Origin of the sequence: Streptomyces sp. NPDC048278, from assembly GCF_040652195.1 — a bacterium.
Classification (GTDB): Bacteria; Actinomycetota; Actinomycetes; order Streptomycetales; family Streptomycetaceae; genus Streptomyces.
In genome coordinates this window covers 91,023-114,023 of record NZ_JBEZLP010000002.1, presented here as the reverse complement: position 1 = coordinate 114,023, position 23,001 = coordinate 91,023, and the positions used below count along the sequence as shown (strand labels likewise).

Below are 23,001 nucleotides of genomic sequence, written 5' to 3'. Positions count from 1 at the left end.
TCGTACCCCGAGGAGAGCAGAGCATGCCGTCCTACCTGTCGCCCGGCGTCTACGTCGAGGAGGTTGCCAGCGGCTCGCGCCCCATCGAGGGTGTGGGCACGTCGGTGGCGGCCTTCGTGGGCCTGGCCCCGACCGGTCCGCTGAACGAGCCGACGCTGGTGACCAACTGGACGCAGTACGTCGCGTCCTTCGGAGAGTTCACCGACGGGTACTACCTCGCGCACTCCGTCTACGGCTTCTTCAACAACGGCGGCACGGCGGCCTACGTGGTCCGTGTCGGCGGCAGCAGGGAAGACGCCGAGGGCACCGCGGGCGCGCCCGCCGCCGTCGGGAGTTCGGCCGCCCCGGCCGCCCTGCCGTCCGGCGAGGCCAAGCAGCTCGGCACCTTCACCGTCAGCGCCATCGCCTCCGGCGACCTGAGCGTCGAGGTCGCCGACCCGGAGGGCGAGGGCCCCGCCGAACGCTTCAAGCTGGTCGTCAAGGACGGTGGCAAGGCCGCCGAGACCTTCGACGTGACCGCGAAGAAGGGTGGCCGCAACTACGTGGTCACCCAGGTCAAGGAGCGTTCCAAGCTCATCACCGTGACCGAGGCCGCGCCCGCCGCGCAGCTGGCCCGTCCGGAGAACCAGACGGTGGCCCTCGTGGCCCCGACCCAGACGCCGGCGTCCGCGTCCCCCGTCGCGGGCGCCGGCTCGCACCCCGGCCCCGCCGACTACCTCGGCGACTCGGCCGACCGCACCGGCTTCGGCGGCCTGGAGGCCGTCGACGAGGTGTCCATGGTCGCCGTCCCCGACCTGATGGCCGCCTACCAGCGCGGCGCGATCGACCTGGAGGCCGTCAAGGCCGTCCAGCTCGGCCTGATCGCGCACTGCGAGCTGATGGGCGACCGCGTCGCCGTCATCGACCCGCCGCCGGGCCTCAACGCCCGCCAGATCCGGGTCTGGCGCCAGGAGACGGCCGGCTACGACTCCAAGTACGCGGCTCTGTACTACCCCTGGATCAAGACCTTCGACCCGTCTTCCGGCCAGTCCCGGCTGATCCCGCCGTCCGGGCACGTGTCCGGCGTCTGGGCCCGCAACGACGCCGAGCGCGGCGTCCACAAGGCCCCGGCCAACGAGGTCATCCGCGGCGCGGTCGACCTGGAGCTCCAGATCACCCGCGGCGAGCAGGACCTGCTCAACCCGATCGGCGTGAACTGCATCCGCGCCTTCCCCGGCCGCGGCATCCGCATCTGGGGCGCGCGCACGCTCTCCTCCGACCCGGCCTGGCGCTACCTGAACATCCGCCGGTACTTCAACTACCTGGAGGAGTCGATCCTGATCGGCACCCAGTGGGTGGTCTTCGAGCCCAACGACCACAACCTGTGGGCCCGGATCCGGCGCAACATCTCCGCGTTCCTGGTCAACGAGTGGCGCAGCGGCGCCCTGTTCGGGCAGCGGCCCGAGGAGGCGTACTACGTCAAGTGCGACGAGGAGACCAACCCGCCGGAGTCGGTCGACGTCGGCCGCGTGATCTGCGAGATCGGCATCGCGCCGGTCAAGCCCGCCGAGTTCGTGATCTTCCGCCTTGCCCAGTTCTCCAGCGGCAGCGGCGAGCTCCAGGAGTAGCGGACCCTCGGGTCCCCACCCCCTTGTCTTACAGGCATCTTGAGAAGAACGGGCAGTAACACATGAGTCTCCAGCCGGGTGACGCCCTCACATCGCACAATTTCGGCCTGCAGATCGACGGCGTGATGGTCGAGTACCTCGCCGAGGTCAGCGGCATGACGATGGAGCAGGACGTCATCACCTACCAGCAGAACACGCCGGACGGGAAGAACCACGTCCGCAACCTGCCGGGCGTGAAGAAGAACGGCACCTGCACGGTCGTCCGCGGTATGACCCAGTCCTCGTCGTTCACCCAGTGGATCAACGAGTCGATCAACGGCCAGATGGCCACGGCCCGCAAGAACGCGTCCATCATCATGATGGACTTCGAGAACAACCCGGTGAAGCGCTACAACCTGCGCAACGCCTGGTGCAGCAAGATCGACACCAGCACGGTGAAGGCGGGCGAGGCGTCCGCGCTGACCGAGTCGGTGACCATCACGTTCGAAGAACTGGTCATCGAGTAATGAGGCGTTCGGCTGTCAGGGCCGGGGGTGTGGGGGCGCCGCTCGCAGCGGAGGCGGCGGCGCCCCAGGCCTCTCAGCAACCGGAGGCGCCCGTCGAGGTGCTGCGCACGGAGTTCCCGTTCCAGCTCCCGCGCGGGTACGTCGACGAGCAGGGCACCGTCCACCGCGACGGCGTGATGCGCCTGTCGACGGCGCGCGACGAGCTGATCCCGCTGCGCGACGTCCGCGTCCAGGAGAACCCCGCGTTCCTGTCGGTGGTGCTGCTGGGCCGGGTCATCACCCGCCTCGGCACGCTCCCGCTCGTCCACGACGGGATCGTGGAGAACATGTTCGCCTCCGACCTGGCGTTCCTCCAGGACTTCTACCGCCAGATCAACGCCGAGGGGCACACCCGGGCCGCGGTCAACTGCCCGCACTGCTCGGAGCCCTTCGAAGTGGAACTCGGCGGGAGCCGCCTGGGGGAATCGTGACGTACGCGACCGACCGGCTGCACGAGGAGATCGCGTACGTCGCCTACCACTTCCACTGGAACCTGGAGGACATCCTGGACCTGGAGCACGCCGACCGCCGCCGCTACACGGCGGAGATCGCGTCTCTGGTGACCAGGGCGACGGCCTCCGCAGGCGCGGAGGGCTGACAGGTGGGGCTGTGGGATCGGGTACGGGGACGCGACCGCGGGCCGGAGGCCGGCGGGGCCGGCGAGACCGGGAGCGGGAACGTCCCTGAGACACCCGTGGAGGCGCCGCGTCGTCCCGTGGTGGCGGCGGCCTGGTCCGGGCTGCCGCCGATCCAGCGTGCGCTGGGCGCGGGCGGACCGGTCGCCGACGCCGGGTTCGGCGGCCGGCTGCCGACCTGGCAGAACCCGTCGTTCATGGGCACGCGCTCGCACGCGGTCCTGGACGGCGCGCGGAGCGCGGGTCTCGCCGGTGGCGGCCTCACCGGAACCTCGGGCGCGGGGGCCGTCTCCGGCCTCGAACGCCCAGTGCAGTCGCTGCCGTTGGCGGGTCCGACGGGAGCGGCGGGACCGACGGGGCCCATGGCGGCCGGCCGGAGGACGTCGGTTCCGGTGGTGCCGTTGCGGGCGGTGGGCGGAGGCTCGGCGGGCGCCGTCGGGGCTTCGGGGTCCGCTGGTTCGGCCAGGGCTTCCGGCTCGGCCGGTTCCGCCGGTTCGGCGGCGCCCGCGGTGCAGCGGGTGCCGTTGGCGGCGCCGCGCGGTGGTGGTGCGGCCGTGCAGCGGACCGGGACGGCACCGGGACCCGTACGGAACGGCAACAGCGCGCCGGGCCGGGCGGCTTCGGCGCCCTCCGCGGCGGGGACGGGGCAGCGGGCCACGCCTGCCGTCCAGCGGTCGGCCACGCCGACGGGCGCCGCCTCGGCAGCCGCTTCCTCCGCAGCTTCTCCCGCAGCTTCTCCCGCCGTTCCGACGGCGGTGCCGGTCGCGTGGGCTCCGCAGCCGACTCCGGTGGCGCCCGCCCCGGCCACCGGTCCGCGCGTCGCGCCCGCACCTCCCGTCCCACCGCGCCGCAGCGCGCTCACGACGGCGCAGGCGAGCCCCTCGGTGACGGCTGTGCAGCGGCGTACGCTGCCGTCGGCGCCGCGGGTGACGGCCACCGAGGGCGCGGCACCGACGCCGGGTGAGGGTGACCGAGCGGGCGGCGAACCGGCGGCGGACGGGGTCTCCGTACAGCGGGCGGTCGAGGGCGGCGGCGGGGATCCGGTACGGGTGAGCGGGGGCTGGTCGCGCCCGCGCGGTGACGTCCGTACCCCCTCCGCCGGTGCCCCGCGAGCCGCTGCCCCGGGACGGGCGCCGACACCGGCCCCCGTACAGCGATCCGCGTCCGCCGCCGGACCGACGACCACCCGACCGAGCACGACGGCTCCGGGTCCGGGTCCTGCTCCGGGTCCTACTCCGGGTCCGGGTCCTACTCCGGCCAAGGCGGCCTCCGGCGGTGGCGGTGGCGGCGGTGGTACGGCTGGCGCGGCATCCGTGCCGCCTGGCGCTACGGCCCCTACCGCCCCCGCGTCGCCGATGCCGACACCCCCTTCCGCCCCTGCCGCCACCCCTGCGTCACCCGTGGCATCCGCGACGCCCCCGGGCAACGGCGGGCCTTCCGGCATGTCCGGCGCCGGGGCGCGGACCTCGGTGCAACGGCAGGCGGTGAGCAGCAGCCGCACCCCGGTCCCGCCGACCGTGCCCGGCGAGTCGGCGGCGGTCTCGAAGCCCTCGCCCGGCAGCCCCGGCGAACCCGGTGTGCCCGCCGTGCAGCGCACGGGCGTCACGGGCCCGGCCGCCGTCCGTCCCACGCCGCCGTCGCCGAACAGCGGTGCCTCAGCGACGAGTTCGGCACCGACGCCCGGCACCGGATCCGCCACGGCGGGGGCATCCCCCAGGGCTGGGGCAACGCCCCCTGCTCCACCCGCCTCGGACCTCCCGCAGAGCGCGCGGCCCTCGGCGTCCCCGGCCGCGAGCGGTGGCCGCGAGGCGTCTGTGCAGCGCATGGCGAAGGAGGGCGCCGGCGCAACCGATGCCGTACGGGAAGCGCCCCGTCCGGCAGGGCGGAGTGCCGTACCGGCTGCCCCGCCGATGACCCCGAACGAGCCCGCTCGCGACGCCACGGCCGGTACCTCGACGGCGTCGGCCACACCCACTCCAGCGCCCGCTTCCGCGCCGGCTCCCGTGCAGCGTGCCGCGACGACCGCGGACGTCCAGCGCCCCGGCCTCGGCGCTCCGCTCCCGAACGCGGCCGGGAGCGGCGGCCGTGAACTGCCCGTACAGCGACGGGCCACGCAGGGCCCGCAGGCTTCCTCCTCCTCCGTGCCGGATGCGCAGACTCCGCCTGGTCCGCGTGCACAGGGACCCGCACCGGCGGCCGGGCCCGCTCCGGCCCCCGCTTCCCCTTCCGCCTCCGTGCAGCGTGCTGCCGGCACGACCCCTCCCCGCGCGCCCCGCCTCGGCCTCGGCGCCCCGGTCGCGGGCCCGGTCGCGAGTGCGGCTGCCACGAGGGCCGCCGGCCACCGGTCGGCTCCACCGCCCGTACAGCGGCAACAGGCGTCGAGCGGTGCGTCGAGCGGTTCGTCGAGCGGTGCGCCGACTGGCTCTTCGGCTGGTCCCGCGGCTGGTTCCGTGCCGAGTTCTCCGTCCGGTTCTTCGGCTGGTTCCTTGCTCGGTTCCTTGCCGGGTTCTCCGCTCAGTTCTTCGGCCGGTTCCTTGCCGGGTTCTTCGGCCGGTTCTTCGGCTGGTTCCTTGCTCGGTTCCTTGCCGGGTTCTCCGCTCAGTTCTTCGGGCGGTTCCTCGCCGGGCTCGTCGGCCGGCTCTTCGCCCGGTTCCTCGAGTGCTCCGGGGAGTGGATCTCCGGTTGACCGGGCGGCCGTCTTTGCCCGTCCGGTGACGGCAGTGTCCCGGCCGGTGCAGCGAGCCTCGGCGACGGGCCTGCCCACGACGACGGCCGGGCGTGCCCAGCCTGCACCGCCCGCCCTCACCGGCCCCTCGATGCCGCCCCCAGCAGCTCCTCCCGGCCCCGCCGCCACGGCGGCCACGTCGGCGACGGCCGTACCGCCGTCGACCCCTCGCCTACCTCCCCCTTCTCCCCTTCCTCCCCTTCCTCCCCTCTCTTCCCCCTTCGTTCAGCGGGCCGTCGGCCCCTCCCCTTCCGCCCCGGCCGTCGGGCCGGGTCCCGGCGGCCGTCCGGCGGCCCCCCTGCCCCTCTTCGTGCAGCGGGCCGCGACTCCGGCCGCCGCGCTGCCGGTGAAGCCGGCCGGCGCCACCCCGGCCACGCCCGCGCAAGCGGTTCCGCTGCGCCCGACCGCGCCGATCTCCGCCACCGAGCCCCTCCCCGTCGCCCCCCTCGGCCGTGTCACCGTCCAGCGGGAAGCTCTCAGCGTCGGGCACCACCCGACGACCTCGCTGAAGAAGGCGCCGCTCACCCACACCACGCGTGCCGTGGCGCCCCGGACCCAGACGTCCAGGCAGCCCCCGCCTTCCGACGACCCGCCGCCGCCCGGGTACTCCGCCGCCGCCTCGGGCGCCGACGATCCGCCGCCCGGTTACACGGCGGTCGAGGGCGGCGGGTTCGATCCGCGGGCCCTCACCGAGTTCCAGGTGGACGCCCTCGTGCACCGGATCATCGACCGGATCACCCGGCACGTCCGCACCGAACTCCGCCGCGACCGCGAACGCGTCGGCAAGCTCCGCGACTTCCGGCCCTGATGACCCCCGACGATGCCTGACCGGCCCTGACCGCCCCGATCACGACGACCGCGCAGCACCCCACAGCAGAAAGGCCTCCCGATGGATCGCCAGGACCCGGGAACCACAGTCTGGTTCAGCCTCTCCATCGACGGTGAGGACCTCGGTTACTTCAACGGGTGCGAGGGGCTGTCGTCGCAGGTGGAGATCGAGCAGCGGCAGGAGGGCGGGAACAACGGGTTCGTGTGGCAGCTGCCGACCCGGGTCACCTTCTCCCACATCCGGCTGACCCGCCCGCTCACCCCGGACACCTCGAAGGTCGCGAAGTGGATCTCGTCCGTGCAGACGGGGATCGAGCGGCCCACCGGGCAGATCACGGCGCTGCGCGCGGACGGCTCGGAGGTGGCCCGCTGGGGACTGCTCGACGTGCTGCCGGTGAGCTGGCAGGGGCCCTCCCTGGACGCGGGCAGTCCGTCCGTGGCCACGGAGGTCCTGGAGATCGCCCACCACGGATTCACGGACTGAGAGGCAGACCAGATCATGGCCAGGAGCAGCCGGGGCGCCGGCAAGAGCCTCGTGCGGGCCACCCTCGCGATTCACGAGCCGCCCGTGGGCACCAGCACCAGCCCGGGCGGCATCATCAAGACGTTCGGCTTCGAGTTCAACCCGGCGCAGCTGTCGATCGGCCGCCGCGCGGACTGGAAGTCGTCGGCGGCGCCGATCGAACGGGACGGCGCGCTGCCGGAGTTCCTCGGTACCCATCCGCGCCAGATGAGCGTGGAGATCTTCCTGGACCGGTCCGACGACCCGGACAGCAACGACGTGATGAAGAAGGTGGAGTCGCTGCTGGCCTGCTGCGAGGTCACCAGCAAGAGCATCGCCGCCAAGCAGCCGTCGCCGCCCTGGGTGGTCTTCCAGTGGGGTTCGTTCTCGACGGCGAACTTCACGGCGTACGTCGCCTCCGCGGACGTCTCCTACTCGCTCTTCGGGACCAGTGGGATGCCGATCCGGGCGAGCTGCCAGCTCCAGCTGCACGAGATCCCGAGCAAGACCGCGGGACAGAACCCGACGTCCGGCGCGCTCACCGCGCAGCGCGTGCACCGCGTCGTGGCCGGGGACTCGCTCCAGTCGCTGGCCTGGCGGGAGTACGGCAACGCGGCGGCCTGGCGGGCGATCGCGGACGCCAACGACATCGACGACCCGGGGTGGCTGCCCACGGGGACGGAACTGGTGCTGCCGGCCGCCGAGGAGGTGCGGTCCTGATGGTGAAGCATGCCTTCTCGAACGTCATCAAGGTCGTCATCGGCGGCAAGGAGCTGACCGCGACCTCGGAGTACGGGCGGTATCTCGTCGACGCCCACGTGGACCAGGGCGTCGGGGTGCCGGCCGCCTTCCAGCTGACCTTCCGCGACCCGGGCCGCAAACTGCTGGGCAAGCTGGGCGTGCAGTTCGGCACCCCGGTGGTGATCACGCCGGTCTCCGACGGGCAGGGCACCGGCGACCCGCTGCTCACCGGCGAGGTCACCGCGATGGAGGCCGAGTACGACGGCACCGGAAGCTACGCGGTGGTCCGGGGCTACGACTACGGGTTCCGGCTGATGCGGCAGCGCCGCGTCGTCGCCTACCGCAACCAGACCGCCTCCGACATCGCCCGCAAGCTGGCCGCGCAGGACGGCGTGCCGATCGGGCGGATCCAGGCCACCAAGACCGTCTACGAGTTCATCAGCCAGTCGAACGTCACCGACTGGGACTTCCTGGCCCGCCTCGCCGACGAGAACGAGATGGTCATGTCGGTGGACGCCGACGGCAAGTTCCAGTTCGTGCAGCAGAAGAGCGCCTCCGGGGCGCCCTCGCCGCAGACCGACGGGGGCAAGAGCCCGTTCGTGCTGGAGGCCCGGCACGACATCCTGCGGCTGCGCACCGCGGTCACCGCCTCCGACCAGGTGAACAAGGTCGAGTCGCGGGGCTGGGACGTTCGGACGAAGAAGACGCTCACGGCGACCGCGACCCCCACGAGCAACACCGGCTACAGCATCGGCACCACCCCGGGCGCGGCGGCCGGCGAGTTCAAGACGTCGAAGCTGGTCGAGACGCGTACGCCGTACGACAAGCAGAACGAGGTGAAGTTCGCGGCCGACGCCCTCTCCGACGACGTCACGTCGACCTTCGCCGAGGTGGAGGTCGTCGTGCGCGGCAACCCGAAGCTGCGGCCGGGGGTTCCGGTGGCGCTCGCGGACGTCGGGGACCCCTTCGAGGGGAAGTACACGGTCACCTCGGTACGGCACGTCTTCGGCGACGCCAAGCACTACGAGACCTGGGTGACGGTCAGCGGCCGTCAGTGGCGCTCGCTCTACGGCGTCGCCTCCGGCGGTGGCGGGGACGCGGGCGGCGACCGGCAGCTCAGCGTGGCGCAGGCCCTCGTCACCGATGTGCAGGACCCCCTCCAGCAGGGCCGGGTGAAGCTCAAGTTCCCGTGGCTGGACGACACCTACGTCAGCGACTGGACCCGGACCATGCAGTGGGGCGGGGTGCGCGGCGGCGGGGTCTTCCCGATGGACGTCGGGGACGAGGTGCTCGTCGCCTTCGACCGGGGCGCCCTCGACCACGCGTACGTCATCGGCGGCCTCTACAACGGCAAGGACAAGCCGACCCGGGTCAAGGACGTGCCGCTGCACGACGGCATGCGCGGCCGGGCCACCCGGCACACGGTCTCCGACCGGGTCGGCAACCGCATGGACCTGCTCGACCAGCGGGGCCGCAAACAGGGCGTCCGGCTGGCCAGCGGCGACGACAAGCTCACCGTGTTCCTGGACCGGCAGCAGACCGAGATCACCGTGGACAGCAAGGGCAGCGTCTCCATCAAGGGCAGCACGTCGGTGTCGGTCGAGGCGGGCGCCAACCTGTCGCTGAAGGCGGGGGGCGCGCTCAGCATCAGGAGCGGGGGGCCGCTGTCCCTGCAGAGCGCGGAACTCGTCGACATCAAGGCGCCCGCGGGCGCGGTCTCCGTGAACGCCGCCGCCGTGAGCCTGATGGCGAACGCGGCCCTGTCGCTGCGTGGCAACGCCGCCGTCGCGATCAGCTCCCTGGCCACCGTGGCGATCCAGGCCCCCGAGGTACCGGTCCTTGGCAACCTGATGATGGGCGGCCTGACGGTGATGGTGATCCCGGCATGAGCGGGCACGGCGATCCCGGCACGAGCGGCCGGCAGGGTTTCCCGGAGGGGCGGGTGCGGGGCTGATGGCAGAGCAGTTCGTCGGCTCCGGCTGGTCGTTCCCGTTGCGGATCGGGCCCACCGGCGGCATCGCCCTGGTCAGCGGCGAGAAGGAGGTGGAGGAGGCCATCCGGCTCATCCTCTCCACGGCCCCGGGCGAACGCCCGATGCGGCCGGAGTTCGGCTGCGCCATCCACGACCTGGTCTTCGCCCCCGTCAACGAGCAGACCGCCGGCCGGATCCAGCACGAGGTGCACGCCAGCCTCGACCGCTGGGAGCCGCGGATCGAGGTCGAGGACGTCGAGGTGACCACCGGGGCCGACCCGAGCGTGCTGATGATCGACGTCCGCTACTCGATCCGCGGCACCAACAACCCGCGCAGCCTGGTCTTCCCCTTCTACGTCATCCCCTCCCACGACGAGCCGGACCTGCCCCCCGCCTCCCCGGACTCCTCCGAAAGCGACCGCTGATCCCGATGGCCCTGCCCTCCCCGAACCTCGACGACCGCCGCTTCCAGCAGTTCGTCGACGACGCCAAGCGTTACATCCAGCAGCGCGCCCCGGAGTGGACCGACCACAACGTCTCCGACCCCGGCATCACGCTGGTGGAGACGGTCGCGCACATGGCCGACCAGATCGTGTACCGCCTCAACCGGGTCCCGGAGAAGAACCACCTCGCCTTCCTGGACCTGGTCGGCATCACGCTGTTCCCGCCGTCCGCCGCCCGCACGGACGTGACGCTCTGGCTGTCGGCGGCCCAGGAGGAGGCGGTCCCGGTGCCGGTCGGCACCGAGGTGGCGACCCGCCGCACCGAGACGCAGGAGGCGGTGGTCTTCGCGACCGAGCGCGAACTGACCATCGTGCCGAGCGAGTTGCGGCACCTGCTGCGCCAGCAGAACGGCGCGGCCGTCGTCGACCTCACCCACGAGCTCGCCGAGGGCAAGGACCTGCTGTGCTTCACCGAGTCCCCGAACCCCGGTGACTGCATGCTGCTCGGCCTCTCCGCCGCCGTCCCGCACTGCGCGGTCGCCCTGGACCTGGACAGCAGGGTCGACGGCGTCGGCGTGGACCCGCGGCAGCCCCCGCTGGTCTGGGAGGCGTGGACGGAGGACGGCTGGAAGGAGTGCGAGGTCGACCGGGACGGCACCGGTGGCCTCAACCGCCCCGGCGAGGTCGTGCTGCACGTCCCCGGCGGCCACGTGCTCTCCCGCAACGGCGGCCTGGAGGCCAGCTGGCTGCGCTGCCGGGTCACCGAACCCCACGCCGACCAGCCCTTCTACACCACCTCCCCGACGGTCCGGTTCGTCGAGGCCTGCACGGTGGGCGGCACCACGGCCGCCGTTCACGCGGAGACCGTCGAGGACGAGGCGCTCGGCGAGTCCACCGGCCTGCCCGGCCAGCGCCTCAGGCTCGCCCACGCCCCCGTCGTCGGGGACAACCCGCCGCTCCTCCTGCAGACCGCCGAGCACGACGGCGAGGGCGGCTGGGTGGACTGGCAGGTCGTCCCGCACTTCGCGGCCTCCGGGCCGTACGACCGGCACCTCGTCCTCGACGCGACCACCGGCGAGATCGCCTTCGGCCCCGCGGTCCGCGAACCGGACGGCTCGCTGCGCCAGTACGGCGCGGTGGCCCCGAAGGGCGCGGTCATCCGGGCCCGCCGCTACCGCACCGGCGGCGGCCGGGACGGCAACGTGGCCCGCGGCGCCGTACAGATCCTGCGCTCCTCCATCCCGTACGTCGCGGACGTGGTCAACCGGGAGGCCGCGCGCGGCGGGGTCGACGGCGAGACGGTCGCCGAGGCGAAGGTGCGCGCGCCGATCACACTGCGCGCCCAGGAACGCGCGGTGACCCTGCGCGACTACGAGGAGCTGGCCCGCCGCGCCGCGCCCGAGACGGCCCGGATCACCTGCCTGGAGGGCGAGGAGGGCGAGCACGGCTCGTACGCGGTACGGGTCCTGGTGGTGCCCCAGGCGGTTTCCGACCCGGGCGGCCGGCTCCGCTTCGAGCAACTCGTGCCCGGCGACGCCCTGTTGGACCGGATCACCCGCTACCTGGACGAACGCCGGCTGATCGGCACCCGGCTCGCGGTCGGGCCGCCCTTCTACCAGGGCGTCACGGTCGTCGCCACCGTGCACGCCTTCCGCGGCGTGGACGTCGACCGGGTCCGCCGCCAGGCCCACGACGCCCTCTACCGCCACCTGGACCCGCTGACCGGCGGCGCGGACGGCAAGGGCTGGCCGTTCGGGCGTCCGGTGCAGTCCGGCGAGATCTTCGCGGTGCTGCAACGCGTCCCCGGCATCGAACTCGTCGACGAGGTCGTCCTGCACCCCGCCGACCCGCTCACCGGCAAGCGCGGCGACCCGACCGACCGTATCGACCTGGACGCCCCGTCCCTGGTCTTCTCCTACGACCACCGGGTGAGGGTGATCGGCGAATGACCGGCAACAAGCCGACCGGAGGCCTCCGTTGAGAGGTTCCATCGACGGCCTCGGCTCCTCCGTCCCGATCAGCGCGATGCTCCCCGCCGTCTTCGCCGACGACGACCTCGCGCTGCGCTTCGTCGCGGGACTGGACGACGTGATCGCCCCGATCCCGAACGTCCTGGACTGCCTGCCCAGTTACTTCGACCCGGCGCTGGCCCCGCTCGACTTCGCGGAGTGGCTCGGCACCTGGGTCGGCGCGGAGACCGACGGCACGGAATCGGAGCCCCTGCTCCGGGCCGCCGTGGCCGCCGCCGCCTACCTGCACCGCATCCGGGGCACCCGCTGGGGCCTGTCCGAGACGGTCCGGCTGGCCTTCGGCGTACCGCCGGAGATCACGGAGAGCGGCGGCGCCGACTGGAGCGCCCGCCCGCTCGGCGCCTTCCCCGGCGCCGCCCGCCCCCACCTCCACGTCCACCTGACGCTCCCCGCCCCCACCCCGGCCGACGAGGTCCGTCTGGAACACCTCGTGGCCGCCGCCCGCCCCGCTCACATGCCCTACACGGTCCAGGTGACCGCGTCCGCCGAGAGGACCCCGCAGCGATGACGACCAACCGGAACTGCACGGAGTGCGGCGCGGTCGCCGAACCGGGCAAGTCCTTCTGCGACGACTGCGGCGCGGTCCTCAGCTGGACCGGCACCGACGAGGACCCCGCCCCCCAGCCGCCGACCCCCAACCCCGGCTGGGACGCCTTCACCCGCAGAGACGGCGGCACCGGCCTCCCCCAACGCGACACACGCGCAACAACAACAGCCCCGACAGAACCCCCCCTCCAGCCCCACGGCGACCTGTCAACACCGCGCACGGCAGCGCCCCTTCAGCCCCACGGCGACCTGTCAACACCGCGCACGGCAGCGCCCCTTCAGGGGCGCGGGGCTGAATCGGATGTGCGGCTGCCGCCGCGTGGGCGCGACCAGCCCCCACCCGCCGTCACGTCCCCCACAGCCGAAACCACCCCACTCCCCACTCCCCACCCGCAGCCCGAAGCAGCCGCCGCCACCCCCACCCCCGAACAGGAGCGCGCCCGCCGCCTCCTCATCCCGGTGAGTGAACCCACCCCCACCCCGGCCCCCCAACCCATCGCTCCGGTACTCCCCGGCCGCCCCACCCCCCAACGCCCCGCCGCCGTCCGCGCCCCCGGCGAGGACCTCGGCGCCCACGGCGGCACCCCCTGCCCCTGGTGCGCCACCCCCAACCGCCCCGACCGCCACTTCTGCACCCGCTGCGCCATGCCCATGGCCGGCCACCCCGACACCGGCCCCGCGGCCCGCCGCCCCTGGTGGCGCCGCATCTTCGACTTCCGCAACAGGGCGACCCCGTGGGCAGGCGACCGCCCCCGCCTGCGCCGCACCTTCGACCGCGTCGTCACCTGGATCGTCGCCGCCGTCGTCCTCACCGGCGTCACGGTCCTGGCGATCAACACGCCGAAGGCGGTCAGCGCCACCCGCGACCACTTCGCCAAGCGCGCCCCGGTCTCCCCGGACAGCTACCGCGCCTCCCGCGCGTACGCCGGCCACAAGCCGGAGCTGCTCTTCGACAAGCTGAACAACACGTGGTGGGGCCCGGGCATCGCCGGGGCCGGCGAGGGCGAGTGGGTCGAGGCGCACTTCGACGAGCCGGTCCGGCTCCTGAACGTCGTCATCACCTCCGGCGAGTCGACCCACAACGAGCAGCTGAACAAGTCGGCCCTGCCGCACCGCCTGACGGCGACCATCAAGACCTCCGACGGCAAGACCGAGACCCGCGAACTGACCCTCGACCAGGCGGCCGGCGGCCAGACCCGCGACCTGCGGGCCGCGGACGTCGTCTCCGTCCGCTTCACGATCGACTCGTCGTACCAGTCGTCGGCCCACACCCAGGTCGCCATCGCCGAGATCGAGTTCTTCGGCCCGTCGAGCGCCAACTCCTAGTACCTCCGGTGCGGCGGCGGCCGGTTCAGCTCCGCATCAGGGACCGGTACACCGCCGTGGACCTGGGGTTGCTCCGGCAGCCCCAGACACCGTGCGGGCAGTAGTCGGTGATCGTCTGGTACAGCGGGCGGGTGCTCGCGAACCAGTCGAGCATGCCTCGCAGGTACGCCGGATCGTCGCCGTTCTCGTACAGCCCCCACTCGGGGTACGAGACCGGTTTGCCGTGGGCCCGGGCGAAGTCGACCTGGGCCCGCAGCCCGTACGGTTCGGTGACCTGCTCTTCGAAGGACATCCCGTGCGGGGCGTCGTACGCGTCCATCCCCAGCACGTCCACGTACCCGTCCCCCGGGTAGCACCTGGTCCAGGGGACGGCGTCCCGGCCCCGGTTGGGCGCGAAGTCGAACCGGAACCGGGCGCCCGGCACCGACCGCATGGCCGTCACGATCCGCCGCCAGTACGCCTGCCAGGCGGCGGGGTCGGGTCCGCAGCGATGGGTGTAGGTGTCCCCGTTCATCTCCCAGCCGAGCACCACGACGGTGTCCGGCGCGCCGACCGAGACCAGCCGGCGGGCCAGCGCACGGAAGTGGACGTCGTACGAGCCGCCCGCCCCGAGCCGCAGCCGGCGGCGCACCTCGGCGTCCGGGACGTGGGCCTCGGTCTGTTCCAGCATCGGCACGTTGAGGACGAGGAGCCGGTCGGGTTCGGCCTGCCGCCAACGGGCCCACAGCCGTACGAAGTCCGGGGCCCCCTCGATGTTCCGCCACACGTCGCCGGGCAGGTAGGTGTGTCCGACCCGGGGCCGGTCCCGCAGCCAGTTCCCGAGCGCCGCCACCCGCCGTACCCCGTCCCCGCCGTACCCGACGTACGCCCCGAAGGGCCCGGGTGCGGCGGGCCGCGGGATCTCCGGCCGGGACACGGGCAGCAGCAGGAGGGCCGCCAGCACGGCGACCCACAGGAACCTCAGACGTGCCATGGAAGGCAGTCTCGCCGCTCGGCGCACAGGGGCCACGCCATGTGGTCATACCGTGACCCTGTGCGCTCCCGGCGTGCTACAGCCGTTCGCCCGACGGCATCCGCAGGGCCGGCGGGTGCCGCAGGGCCGTCATGTTCCACAGTCCCGCCGGATCCCACATCGCCGCCGGGCTCCACTGCTTCACCGGGGGTCCCTGGCGCGTCGGTGCCGCCTGGGGCACGGGGGTCCCGTGCGGCCTCGGATCTCTGTGCGGCCCAGGGTCCCTGTGCGGCCTCGGGTTTCTGTGCGGCTTCCGGACTCTCTTCGGCCTCGCCCATCGGCCGTGCCCCGACGGGGCGGTCCGCGTCCGCGCGGACGGCTCGACGGCCCCCGGCGACGCCGCCGGACTCGCGGCCGTGGCGCCCGTCGCGGTCGCGCCGGCGGAGGCGACCGCGACGGCGGAGGCGGAGGCGGCCGGGGTGCTCGGTGCCGGGTGGGGGTGTTCCGGGGACGGGGTTCCGGGCACGCTCACGCCGTGGCGCCGCAGCCACGGCAGCGGCGGGACCTCGGAGCCCAGGTGCCGGGTGGTCCGTACCTCGAAGTGCAGGTGGGGACCGTCCGCGTTGCCGGTGGAGCCGGCGGCGCCGATCCGCTGGCCCGTCGAGACGCGCTGGCCGCGGCGGACGTTGATGACGGACAGGTGGGCGTACTGGGTGTAGTAGCCGTCGGGATGGTGTAACACGACCTGGTTGCCGAAGGCGTCGCCGCAGGTCGCGGCCACGACGCGGCCGGGGCCGACGGCATACACGGGCGTACCGGTGTCGACGGCGAAGTCCTGGCCGGTGTGCCGGTGTCTCCAGAGGTGCCCCCTGGCGGAGTAGCGGGCGGAGAGCCGGTAGCGGACGGTGGGCGCGGTCCAGCGCGCGGCGTGGTCGGTGCCGTCCTGTTGCGCGCCGGCCGGCGGGGTGCTGCGCGTACCGAAGGCGCAGCGGGCCGGGCGCTGGTCCGCGGCCTTGGCGGGTGTGGTGAGGAACGCGCCGGTCAGGAGGAGTACCAGCGCGGCGGTGAGCAGCCGTAGATCATCCGTTCGCATCTTCGGATCCTCTGACGACCGGCCCGCCGGAAGGCGGCCCCACGCGCCCGGCGCCCCGACTTTCGCCTGTTCGGATGATCGGCCCGGCTCAGATTCGGGTGTGCCGGTTCACCACCGCGCTGGCGAGCAGCGAGAGCCGGGCGCGCTGGGCGTCGGTGAGGTGGGCCGCGAGGTCCCGGAGCTCCCGGTCGGCGAGTTCCTCGCACTGCCGGGCCAGCTGCCGCCCCTGCGGGGTGATCGACACCAGGACGCTGCGCCGGTCGTGCGGGGCCGGGGTACGGCGGACCAGGTCCCGGCGCTCCGCGCGGTCGACGAGGCCGGTCATGCTGGACTTGTCCAGGCCGAGGTGGTGGGCGAGTTCCTGCATGCCGGGCGTGCGGTCGCGCAGCACGCCGAGCAGCCGCAGCTGGACGACCGACAGTCCGTGTTCCGCCGCGACCTTCCCGAGCGCGCCCTGCACCAGGAACGACAGCTGGGCGAGACCGTCCACGAGCCCCAGGTCCTCGATGCCCTCGATGCCCGCGTCCGGTGATTCGGCGGTTGGCTTGTTCTGCATGGCTCCATCCTACGAGCGGTAGTACGCGCCCCCAACTACTTGACTTGGTACGTGGTGCGAACTAATTTGATTGGTGTCACGAACTAATCCGAGTCGAGGAGTCGCCATGCATGCCGCCGTGGTCCGTTCGTTCGACCGCCCGCCGCGCTTCGAGGAGTTCCCCGCCCCGGAACCGGGCGAGGGCAGGCTGCCGGTGGAGATGATCGCCGCCGGTCTGCACCCGAGGGTCCGCTCCGGTGCCGCCGGCACCCACTACACCAGCGACGGCCGTCTCCCCCTGGTCCCCGGCGTCGACGGCGTGGGCCGGCTGCCCGACGGGCAGGTCGTGTACTTCGTGGCCGACGACGGGGACCCCGGCACCATGGCCGAGCGGACGGTCCTCGACCCGCGCCGGGCGGTCCCGCTGCCCGCCGGCGCCGACCCGGTGACCGTCGCCGCGGCCATGAACCCCGCCATGTCGTCCTGGGTGGCACTGCGCCGCCGGATCACGTTCCAGCCGGGCCAGGGCATCCTGGTCCTCGGCGCCACCGGCAACGCGGGCCGGATGGCCGTACAGGTCGCCCGGCACCTCGGCGCCGGCCGGATCGTGGCCGCCGGCCGCGACCCCGAGCGCCTGGCCCTGCTCGGCGGCCTCGGCGCCACCGACGTGGTCCCGCTGGCCGGGGACCCGGACAAGGCCGACGCCCGGCTCGGCGAGGCCGCCGCGGACGTCGACGTCGTCCTCGACTACACCTGGGGCACACCCACCGAGCGCGCCCTCCCGGCCGTCCTCACCCGCCGCGCCGACCGCAGCGCCCCGCTGGACTGGATCCAGATCGGCGCCACGGCCGGCCCGGAGATCGCCCTCCCCTCCGCCGTGCTGCGCGCGGCGAACCTGCGGCTCATGGGCAGCGGCCAGGGCTCGGTCACCGCCCGCGGCATCGTCGCCGAACTGCCGTCCCTGATGACCGAACTGACCCGGGGCACCCTCACCGCCGACGCCCGGCCGGTGCCACTCGCCGACGTCGAGGAGGCCTGGACCGCCCCCGCCGAGCCCGGCCGGCGCCTGGTCTTCACGACTTCTCCCAGGTGATCGTCCCGGAACTGAACGCCCGCCCGCCGTCCACCCGTACCTCCGGGCACAGCACGTGTCCGCAGAACGGAGTCCCCCCGTGAACGCATCCGCAGCCATCGGCGTGACCGGCCTCGGCGTGATGGGCCGCAACCTGGCCCGGAACTTCGCCCGGCACGGCTACCCGGTCGCCGTCCACAACCGCACCCCGGCCCGCACCCGCGCGCTGATCGAGGAGTACGGCGGCGAGGGCGACTTCGTCGGCGCCGAGACCGCGGCCGAGTTCGTCGCCGCGCTCGAACGTCCCCGCCGGCTCATGATCATGGTGCAGGCGGGCGCCGCCACCGACGCCGTCATCGACGAGTTCGTGCCGCTCCTGGAACCCGGTGACATCGTCATCGACGGCGGCAACGCCCACTTCGCCGACACCCGCCGCCGCGAGGCCGCGCTGCGCGAGAAGGGCCTGCACTTCGTCGGCGTCGGCGTCTCCGGCGGCGAGGAGGGCGCCCTGCACGGGCCGTCGATCATGCCGGGCGGCTCCGCCGAGTCGTACGCCGTGCTCGGGCCGATGTTCGAGGACATCAGCGCCAAGGTGGGCGGCGAACCGTGCGCCACGCACGTCGGCGCGGACGGCGCCGGGCACTTCGTGAAGATGGTGCACAACGGCATCGAGTACGCCGACATGCAGCTCATCGCCGAGGCCTACGACCTGCTCCGCCAGGTCGGCGGGTACGCGCCGGCCGAGATCGCCGACATCTTCCGGGAGTGGAACGGCGGCCGGCTCGGCTCCTACCTCATCGAGATCACCGCGGACGTGCTCGCCCACGTCGACGCCGCGACCGGTGCCCCCTTCGTCGACATCGTCGCCGACGCGGCCGGGCAGAAGGGCACCGGGCGCTGGACCGTGCAGACCGCGCTGGACCTGGCCTCCCCGGTCACCGCGATCGCCCAGGCGACCTTCGCCCGCGCCGCCTCCGGCCGCAGTGCCCTGCGGGCCGCCTACGCCGGACTGTCCGGCGGCACGACCCCGCCGCTCAGCGCCACCGAGGCCGACCGCTTCGCCTCCCGCGTCGAACACGCCCTGTACGCCTCGAAGGTCATCGCCTACGACCAGGGCTGGACGATGATCCAGGACGCCGCCGCCGAGTACGGCTGGAAGATCGACCTCGGCGCGGTGGCCCGGATCTGGCGGGGCGGCTGCATCATCCGCGCCTCCTTCCTGGACCGGATCCGCGCGGCCTACCGGGCCGACCCGGACCTCGTCAGCCTGCTGGCCGAGGAGGAGTTCGCGAAGGAGATCGCCGACGCGCAGGTGCCGTGGCGGGAGACGGTCGCGTCCGCGGCCCGCCGGGGCATCCCGGTCCCCGCCTTCTCCGCGGCCCTCTCCCACTACGACACCCTCCGCGCCCCCCGACTCCCCGCAGCCCTCCTCCAGGGCCAACGCGACTACTTCGGCGCCCACACCTACACCCGCACCGACCGCCCCGGCACCTTCCACACCCACTGGGCAACCGAGGGCCGCCCGGAAACAGAGTCCTGACCAAGCACCCCGCAAGCAAAGCGCCCCGCAAGGGGCACGGGGAACTGCGCGACCAGCCACGACGATGTCGCAGACCGCCGACGGCATTTCGCGGCACTCTCGGCCGTGGCACCGTCCGGCGGGTGGCGGAGCGTCGTCCGCTGCGGGCCCGTCGTGGCTTGTCGCGCAGTTCCCCGCGCCCCTTCGGGGCACGTTGTCGGCTGCCGGTTCGGCGTGGCCGATCGCGCAGTTCCCCGCGCCCCCCCAAGGGCGGGCGGCCCCGTCAGACAGGCACCCGCATCGCCTCCGCCGACGGCACCCGCAGAGCCCTGCGCGTCGGCAGCTCGATCGTGACGTACGCCGTCACCACCACCGTCACCGCCGCCGCGGGCAACAGCCACGTCGGGCCCGCGGGCCAGGGGCGGGACAGGAACCCCTCGCCCAGGAGCACCAGCGGCACCGCGGACAGCGCCGCCCCCGAGACGAGCGCCGAGGCCGCGATCACCCCGGCCTCCCGCCGCATCATCGCGAGCACCTGCCGCGGCGTCGTACCGACCAGCCGCAGCGCGGCGATCTCCGTGCGGCGCTGGGCCGTCGCCGCGACCAGCCGGTTGGCGATGCTGAGCAGCAGGTAGCCGAGGAGCACGACGACGACGGCGAGGTTCACCCACACCTCGGGCGGAGTGGACGCGCCCGCGTGCGGCGCCGTGTCCGACACGGCGAGCCCGGGGCGGGCGCCGGCCAGCGCCGTGAGCCCGCGCTCCGCGGTCGCCGTGCCGTCGGTGCGGACGAGGACGCTCTGGTCGAGCCCGGACGTGGTGTGCCCGGCGGCCAGGTCGTGGGAGAGGACGACCGGGCCGAAGCCGAGCCCGCGGGCGTAGACGGCCACCACCTTCGCCTCGACGGGCGCGCCGTCGCCGAGGAACAGCTTGATGCGGGCGCCGAGTCGCGCGTCCCGCGGGCCCGCCACCTCGCTGCTGACGGCGACCGTGGCGCCGGTCAGCCCGGCCAGGCTGCCCCGGGTCACCCCGAGGTCGAGGACGTCCCGCGCGGCGGGCGTGAGGATCAGTGCGGCGGCGGACTCGGTCTCGGTGTCGCCGAACATGCGGTACGGCCAGACGACGGTGGTGCTGCCGACGGGCGCCGCCGCCCGCACCCCGGGCACCCGCCGTACCTCGGCGAGCGTGTCCGCCGGCAGTCCGCCGAGCGCCGCCGCGCTCAGCCGGTACTGCGCGAGGGTCCCGGCGCGGGTGTCGTCCGCGGTCGCGGCCAGCACGGTGGTCTGCGTGAGCGTGTACGTCAGCACGAACACCACCGCCATCGCGAGCGGGCTGACCACCCCGGTGACGCGCTGCGCGTACGCCCGCACGTTGGACATGGCCAGCCAGGTCGCCGCGGACACCCCGGGCCGCAGCCGTCGTACGACCGCCTCGCCCGCCGCGCGGACCAGTGCGGGTCCGGCCAGGGCCAGGCCGATCGCGGCGACGATGCCCGCGATGGAGGTGGCGGAGGCGCCGATCAGGGTGCGTTGCAGCAGCGGGGGGACGGACAGGGCGCAGGAGGCGGCGATCAGGAGGAGGCCCGCGACCGTGCGGGGGCGGGAGGGCGCGCGGGGCTCGCTGCGGGACTCGGCGACCGCCTCGGTGGCCGGCATCCTCGACGTGCGCCAGGCCGCGCAGCGGGCCGAGAGGCGGACGGCCGCGAGGAGCAGTACGACGGTGGCCAGGGCCGGCAACGGGCTGAGGGTGAGGGGGAGTCGGGCCGGGAGCACCTCCCGGTGGACGAGCAGGGTACGGAAGCGGCCGGCCAGCAGGTAGCCGAGGGCGACGCCCGGGACCAGGGCGACGGCGGCCACGGCCGTCGACTGGGCCGCCGCCAGCCGCCGGATCTGCCTCGGGGTCGCGCCGACGGCCCGCATCAGCGCAAGGTCGCGGCGCTGCCCGGCGATCGCCACGCCGAGGGCGCCGGTCGTCACGAACCCGGTGATCAGCAGGACGATCCCGGCGAGCGAGCCGGCCAGGAGGACGAGGAGGGAACGGGCCGAGCCGACCCCGGGAGCGACCGCAGTACCCCGGTCGGCTCCGGTGAGGACCCGCAGACCGGTCCCGGCGACCGCCGCGCGTACCGCGGAGGCGACCTGGCCGGTGGCGCCGGGCCGGGTGCGGAGGCCTATGAGATCGACGGTGCGGGCGCCCGCGGCGGCCGTCCTCGTGCCGTCGGGGGCCGCCAGCTCCGCCGCCCTGCCGTCCGTGAAGTAGAGGCCCGCGTCCGGGTCGTGGACCACGGCCGAGACCCGGTAGGCGGTGGCCGCACGGCCGTCGGCGGTGACGCGGACCCGGTCGCCCACGGACAGGCCGGTCGTCGCGGCCACCGCCACCTCGGCCGGGTCCGCCGGGGCCCGGCCCTCGACGCGGGCGCCGGCGAGCAGCTTCGTCGAGGACCAGCCGTGCCCGGCCGCCGTCGGGTCCTGGCCGTCGGTGCCGACCGGGCGCAGGCGGCCCCGCGCGTCCGTCACGGCGGCCGGGAAACCGAGGTCGCCGACCGCGAGGACGACGCCGGGCAGCCCGGCCAGGCGGGCGGTGAGACCGGCCGGGACGCCGGCCCGTTCGGGCAGCGCGATCGGCAGGTCCCCGGAGACGTGGTACTCCTGATCGGCCGCGACCACGACGTCCGCACCGGCGAGGCGGCCCGGGGGCAGCTGGGAACGGAGCCCGGACTCGGCCAGCACCCCGGTCGTGGTGATCAGGGCGGCGGCGCCCAGGACCGCGCAGGCCACGGCGAGCAGCGAGGCGATCCGGTGCGCGGCCATCCGCAGGGCGAACCGGAACATGGTCAGTGTTCTCCCAACATGGCAAGTCTGGCGGCCAGTTGGCTCGCCACCGGGTGGTGCAGGGCCTCGACCACCCGGCCGTCGGCCATCACCAGCGCGGTGTGCGCGCGGGCGGCGGCGGCCGGGTCGTGGGTGACCATCACGACCGTCTGGCCGAGGTCGTCGACGAGGTCCCGGAGCAGGTCCAGGACCTGGTGGGCGCTGCGCAGGTCGAGGGCGCCGGTCGGTTCGTCGGCGAAGACCACCGCGGGACGCGCGGCCAACGCCCGTACCAGCGCGGCGCGTTGCTGCTGGCCGCCGGAGAGCTCGGCGGGGCGGTGGTGCAGCCGGTCGGCCAGGCCCACCCGTTCGACCAGGGTGCGGATCCAGTCCCGGTCGGGTCGGCGGGCGGCCAGCCGCAGCGGCAGCGTGATGTTGTCCTCGACGGAGAGGGACGGGATCAGGTTGTAGGCCTGGAAGACGAAACCGACGCGCTCCCGGCGCAGTTCGGTGCGCTTCGTCTCGTTCAGCCCGGAGATCTCCCGGCCGTCGATCCGGACGCTGCCCGAGGTCGGCGCGTCCAGGCCCGCCGCGCAGTGCATCAGCGTGCTCTTGCCGGAGCCGGAGGGGCCCATCACGGCGAGGAACGTGCCGTGCTCCACGGTGAGCGTCACGTCGTCCAGGGCCCGCACCCCGCCCGGGTACGTCTTGCCGACAGCCGCGAGCGCGATGGCCGGGGCCCGGCGGGCGGTGTCCGTCAGTGTCGCGTTCACCGGTGGCCCCGCAGCCGGCGTACGACCAGGGCGCCCGCGCTGAGCAGGGTCAGCACGCCGCAGGTCACGTTGACCCACGCGTCGACACCGCCGTACGAGGTCGCCATGTTGGCCGCCGCGCTCAGGACGAGCAGGGACCAGAGCAGGGTGCGGGTGAGGTCCACGCCGCCGTCTGCCGTGCCGCCCCGGTGGTCGGCGGGCGGTGTGCCGGTGAGGCGGTACGGGTCGGGGTGGGCCACGGGAAACCTCCTGCTGGGGGCCGATGTCCTGGGTGGGGTTCGGGCACCGACGCTACGGACCGTGACCCCCGGCGGCCGATCCCGTGTGCCGCCGGATCGCGGGTACAGC

The 23,001-nt window shown here is 74.0% G+C and carries 21 protein-coding genes; 14 read left to right on the top strand and 7 right to left on the bottom strand.

The window, feature by feature from the left end; all coding sequences use genetic code 11:
* Positions 1-23 precede the first annotated feature (23 nt).
* The 4 genes from AB0D74_RS04140 (at position 24) to AB0D74_RS04125 (ending at position 2,750) form a co-directional block, all read left to right on the top strand.
* Entirely contained in the window at positions 24-1,607 is a 1,584-nt protein-coding gene (locus AB0D74_RS04140) for a phage tail sheath subtilisin-like domain-containing protein (RefSeq protein ID WP_362580361.1), read from the top strand.
* Between the two features lie 62 nt (positions 1,608-1,669).
* Positions 1,670-2,113 (top strand): phage tail protein, encoded by a 444-nt coding sequence (locus AB0D74_RS04135; protein WP_351494137.1) that lies wholly within the window; start codon positions 1,670-1,672, stop codon positions 2,111-2,113.
* Positions 2,113-2,583 (top strand): hypothetical protein, encoded by a 471-nt coding sequence (locus AB0D74_RS04130; protein WP_362580358.1) that lies wholly within the window; start codon positions 2,113-2,115, stop codon positions 2,581-2,583. The genes AB0D74_RS04135 and AB0D74_RS04130 overlap by 1 nt, the downstream gene beginning before the upstream one ends.
* Positions 2,580-2,750, top strand: a complete 171-nt coding sequence (locus AB0D74_RS04125) for a DUF6760 family protein (RefSeq protein ID WP_181808453.1) — start codon at positions 2,580-2,582, stop codon at positions 2,748-2,750. Before AB0D74_RS04130 ends, AB0D74_RS04125 begins: the two co-directional genes overlap by 4 nt.
* Here AB0D74_RS04125 and AB0D74_RS04120 read toward each other — a convergent pair.
* Positions 2,687-3,724 (bottom strand): hypothetical protein, encoded by a 1,038-nt coding sequence (locus AB0D74_RS04120; protein WP_362580356.1) that lies wholly within the window; start codon positions 3,722-3,724, stop codon positions 2,687-2,689. The genes AB0D74_RS04125 and AB0D74_RS04120 overlap by 64 nt on opposite strands.
* A 2,098-nt stretch (positions 3,725-5,822) precedes the next feature.
* Here AB0D74_RS04120 and AB0D74_RS04115 point away from each other — a divergent pair.
* From AB0D74_RS04115 to AB0D74_RS04080, 8 genes are all read left to right on the top strand, one after another.
* On the top strand, positions 5,823-6,320 hold the full coding sequence (locus AB0D74_RS04115; RefSeq protein WP_362580354.1) for a hypothetical protein: 498 nt from the start codon (positions 5,823-5,825) through the stop codon (positions 6,318-6,320).
* 81 nt (positions 6,321-6,401) lie between these two features.
* Positions 6,402-6,824, top strand: a complete 423-nt coding sequence (locus AB0D74_RS04110; RefSeq protein ID WP_089100302.1) for a phage tail protein — start codon at positions 6,402-6,404, stop codon at positions 6,822-6,824.
* A 15-nt stretch (positions 6,825-6,839) separates the two neighbouring features.
* The gene (locus tag AB0D74_RS04105) at positions 6,840-7,562 is read left to right on the top strand and encodes a LysM peptidoglycan-binding domain-containing protein (RefSeq protein WP_362580351.1); all 723 of its coding nucleotides are present in this window, start codon (positions 6,840-6,842) and stop codon (positions 7,560-7,562) included.
* Positions 7,562-9,472: a VgrG-related protein gene (locus tag AB0D74_RS04100; protein ID WP_362580349.1), complete on the top strand. Its 1,911-nt coding sequence runs from the start codon at positions 7,562-7,564 to the stop codon at positions 9,470-9,472. The genes AB0D74_RS04105 and AB0D74_RS04100 overlap by 1 nt, the downstream gene beginning before the upstream one ends.
* A gap of 64 nt (positions 9,473-9,536) precedes the next feature.
* Complete coding sequence (locus AB0D74_RS04095) at positions 9,537-9,980, top strand: GPW/gp25 family protein (RefSeq protein ID WP_181806072.1); 444 nt, start codon at positions 9,537-9,539, stop codon at positions 9,978-9,980.
* Between the two features lie 5 nt (positions 9,981-9,985).
* Positions 9,986-11,947, top strand: a complete 1,962-nt coding sequence (locus AB0D74_RS04090) for a putative baseplate assembly protein (RefSeq protein WP_362580347.1) — start codon at positions 9,986-9,988, stop codon at positions 11,945-11,947.
* A gap of 76 nt (positions 11,948-12,023) precedes the next feature.
* Positions 12,024-12,536, top strand: coding sequence for a phage tail protein (locus AB0D74_RS04085; RefSeq protein ID WP_362580985.1), 513 nt, complete (start codon positions 12,024-12,026; stop codon positions 12,534-12,536).
* Positions 12,533-13,900 carry a zinc ribbon domain-containing protein gene (locus tag AB0D74_RS04080; protein ID WP_362580345.1) on the top strand — a complete coding sequence of 456 codons (1,368 nt, stop codon included), beginning with the start codon at positions 12,533-12,535 and terminating at the stop codon, positions 13,898-13,900. Before AB0D74_RS04085 ends, AB0D74_RS04080 begins: the two co-directional genes overlap by 4 nt.
* 25 nt (positions 13,901-13,925) lie before the next feature.
* Here the strand turns inward: AB0D74_RS04080 and AB0D74_RS04075 are convergent, their stop codons facing one another.
* From AB0D74_RS04075 to AB0D74_RS04065, 3 genes are all read right to left on the bottom strand, one after another.
* Positions 13,926-14,873, bottom strand: a complete 948-nt coding sequence (locus tag AB0D74_RS04075) for a glycosyl hydrolase (RefSeq protein WP_362580343.1) — start codon at positions 14,871-14,873, stop codon at positions 13,926-13,928.
* A 76-nt stretch (positions 14,874-14,949) separates the two neighbouring features.
* Positions 14,950-15,945: a M23 family metallopeptidase gene (locus AB0D74_RS04070; protein WP_362580342.1), complete on the bottom strand. Its 996-nt coding sequence runs from the start codon at positions 15,943-15,945 to the stop codon at positions 14,950-14,952.
* 88 nt (positions 15,946-16,033) lie between these two features.
* Positions 16,034-16,501 (bottom strand): MarR family transcriptional regulator, encoded by a 468-nt coding sequence (locus AB0D74_RS04065; RefSeq protein ID WP_362580340.1) that lies wholly within the window; start codon positions 16,499-16,501, stop codon positions 16,034-16,036.
* 106 nt (positions 16,502-16,607) lie between these two features.
* Between AB0D74_RS04065 and AB0D74_RS04060 the strand changes: the two genes are divergently transcribed.
* Positions 16,608-17,573 (top strand): zinc-binding alcohol dehydrogenase family protein, encoded by a 966-nt coding sequence (locus AB0D74_RS04060; protein ID WP_362580338.1) that lies wholly within the window; start codon positions 16,608-16,610, stop codon positions 17,571-17,573.
* Positions 17,574-17,652: 79 nt separating this feature from the next.
* Positions 17,653-19,092: an NADP-dependent phosphogluconate dehydrogenase gene (gene gndA / locus AB0D74_RS04055; RefSeq protein ID WP_362580335.1), complete on the top strand. Its 1,440-nt coding sequence runs from the start codon at positions 17,653-17,655 to the stop codon at positions 19,090-19,092.
* Positions 19,093-19,354: 262 nt separating this feature from the next.
* On the opposite strand, the gene AB0D74_RS04050 is transcribed toward gndA, so the two are convergent.
* The 3 genes from AB0D74_RS04050 to AB0D74_RS04040 are packed head-to-tail and all read right to left on the bottom strand — an operon-like array spanning position 19,355 to position 22,892.
* Positions 19,355-21,901 carry an ABC transporter permease gene (locus AB0D74_RS04050; protein WP_362580333.1) on the bottom strand — a complete coding sequence of 849 codons (2,547 nt, stop codon included), beginning with the start codon at positions 21,899-21,901 and terminating at the stop codon, positions 19,355-19,357.
* 2 nt (positions 21,902-21,903) lie between these two features.
* On the bottom strand, positions 21,904-22,653 hold the full coding sequence (locus AB0D74_RS04045; RefSeq protein WP_362580332.1) for an ABC transporter ATP-binding protein: 750 nt from the start codon (positions 22,651-22,653) through the stop codon (positions 21,904-21,906).
* Positions 22,650-22,892, bottom strand: coding sequence for a hypothetical protein (locus AB0D74_RS04040; RefSeq protein ID WP_362580330.1), 243 nt, complete (start codon positions 22,890-22,892; stop codon positions 22,650-22,652). Before AB0D74_RS04040 ends, AB0D74_RS04045 begins: the two co-directional genes overlap by 4 nt.
* Positions 22,893-23,001 lie beyond the last annotated feature (109 nt).

Excerpts from the sequence above, each read along its gene's own strand:
- AB0D74_RS04140 (WP_362580361.1), top strand. The coding sequence starts at position 24 with ATGCCGTCCTACCTGTCGCCCGGCGTCTACGTCGAGGAGGTTGCCAGC.
- AB0D74_RS04135 (WP_351494137.1), top strand. The coding sequence starts at position 1,670 with ATGAGTCTCCAGCCGGGTGACGCCCTCACATCGCACAATTTCGGCCTG.
- AB0D74_RS04130 (WP_362580358.1), top strand. The coding sequence starts at position 2,113 with ATGAGGCGTTCGGCTGTCAGGGCCGGGGGTGTGGGGGCGCCGCTCGCA.
- AB0D74_RS04110 (WP_089100302.1), top strand. The coding sequence starts at position 6,402 with ATGGATCGCCAGGACCCGGGAACCACAGTCTGGTTCAGCCTCTCCATC.
- AB0D74_RS04105 (WP_362580351.1), top strand. The coding sequence starts at position 6,840 with ATGGCCAGGAGCAGCCGGGGCGCCGGCAAGAGCCTCGTGCGGGCCACC.
- AB0D74_RS04100 (WP_362580349.1), top strand. The coding sequence starts at position 7,562 with ATGGTGAAGCATGCCTTCTCGAACGTCATCAAGGTCGTCATCGGCGGC.
- AB0D74_RS04095 (WP_181806072.1), top strand. The coding sequence starts at position 9,537 with ATGGCAGAGCAGTTCGTCGGCTCCGGCTGGTCGTTCCCGTTGCGGATC.
- AB0D74_RS04090 (WP_362580347.1), top strand. The coding sequence starts at position 9,986 with ATGGCCCTGCCCTCCCCGAACCTCGACGACCGCCGCTTCCAGCAGTTC.
- AB0D74_RS04085 (WP_362580985.1), top strand. The coding sequence starts at position 12,024 with ATGCTCCCCGCCGTCTTCGCCGACGACGACCTCGCGCTGCGCTTCGTC.
- AB0D74_RS04080 (WP_362580345.1), top strand. The coding sequence starts at position 12,533 with ATGACGACCAACCGGAACTGCACGGAGTGCGGCGCGGTCGCCGAACCG.
- AB0D74_RS04075 (WP_362580343.1), bottom strand. The coding sequence starts at position 14,873 with ATGGCACGTCTGAGGTTCCTGTGGGTCGCCGTGCTGGCGGCCCTCCTG.
- AB0D74_RS04070 (WP_362580342.1), bottom strand. The coding sequence starts at position 15,945 with ATGCGAACGGATGATCTACGGCTGCTCACCGCCGCGCTGGTACTCCTC.
- AB0D74_RS04065 (WP_362580340.1), bottom strand. The coding sequence starts at position 16,501 with ATGCAGAACAAGCCAACCGCCGAATCACCGGACGCGGGCATCGAGGGC.
- AB0D74_RS04060 (WP_362580338.1), top strand. The coding sequence starts at position 16,608 with ATGCATGCCGCCGTGGTCCGTTCGTTCGACCGCCCGCCGCGCTTCGAG.
- AB0D74_RS04050 (WP_362580333.1), bottom strand. The coding sequence starts at position 21,901 with ATGTTCCGGTTCGCCCTGCGGATGGCCGCGCACCGGATCGCCTCGCTG.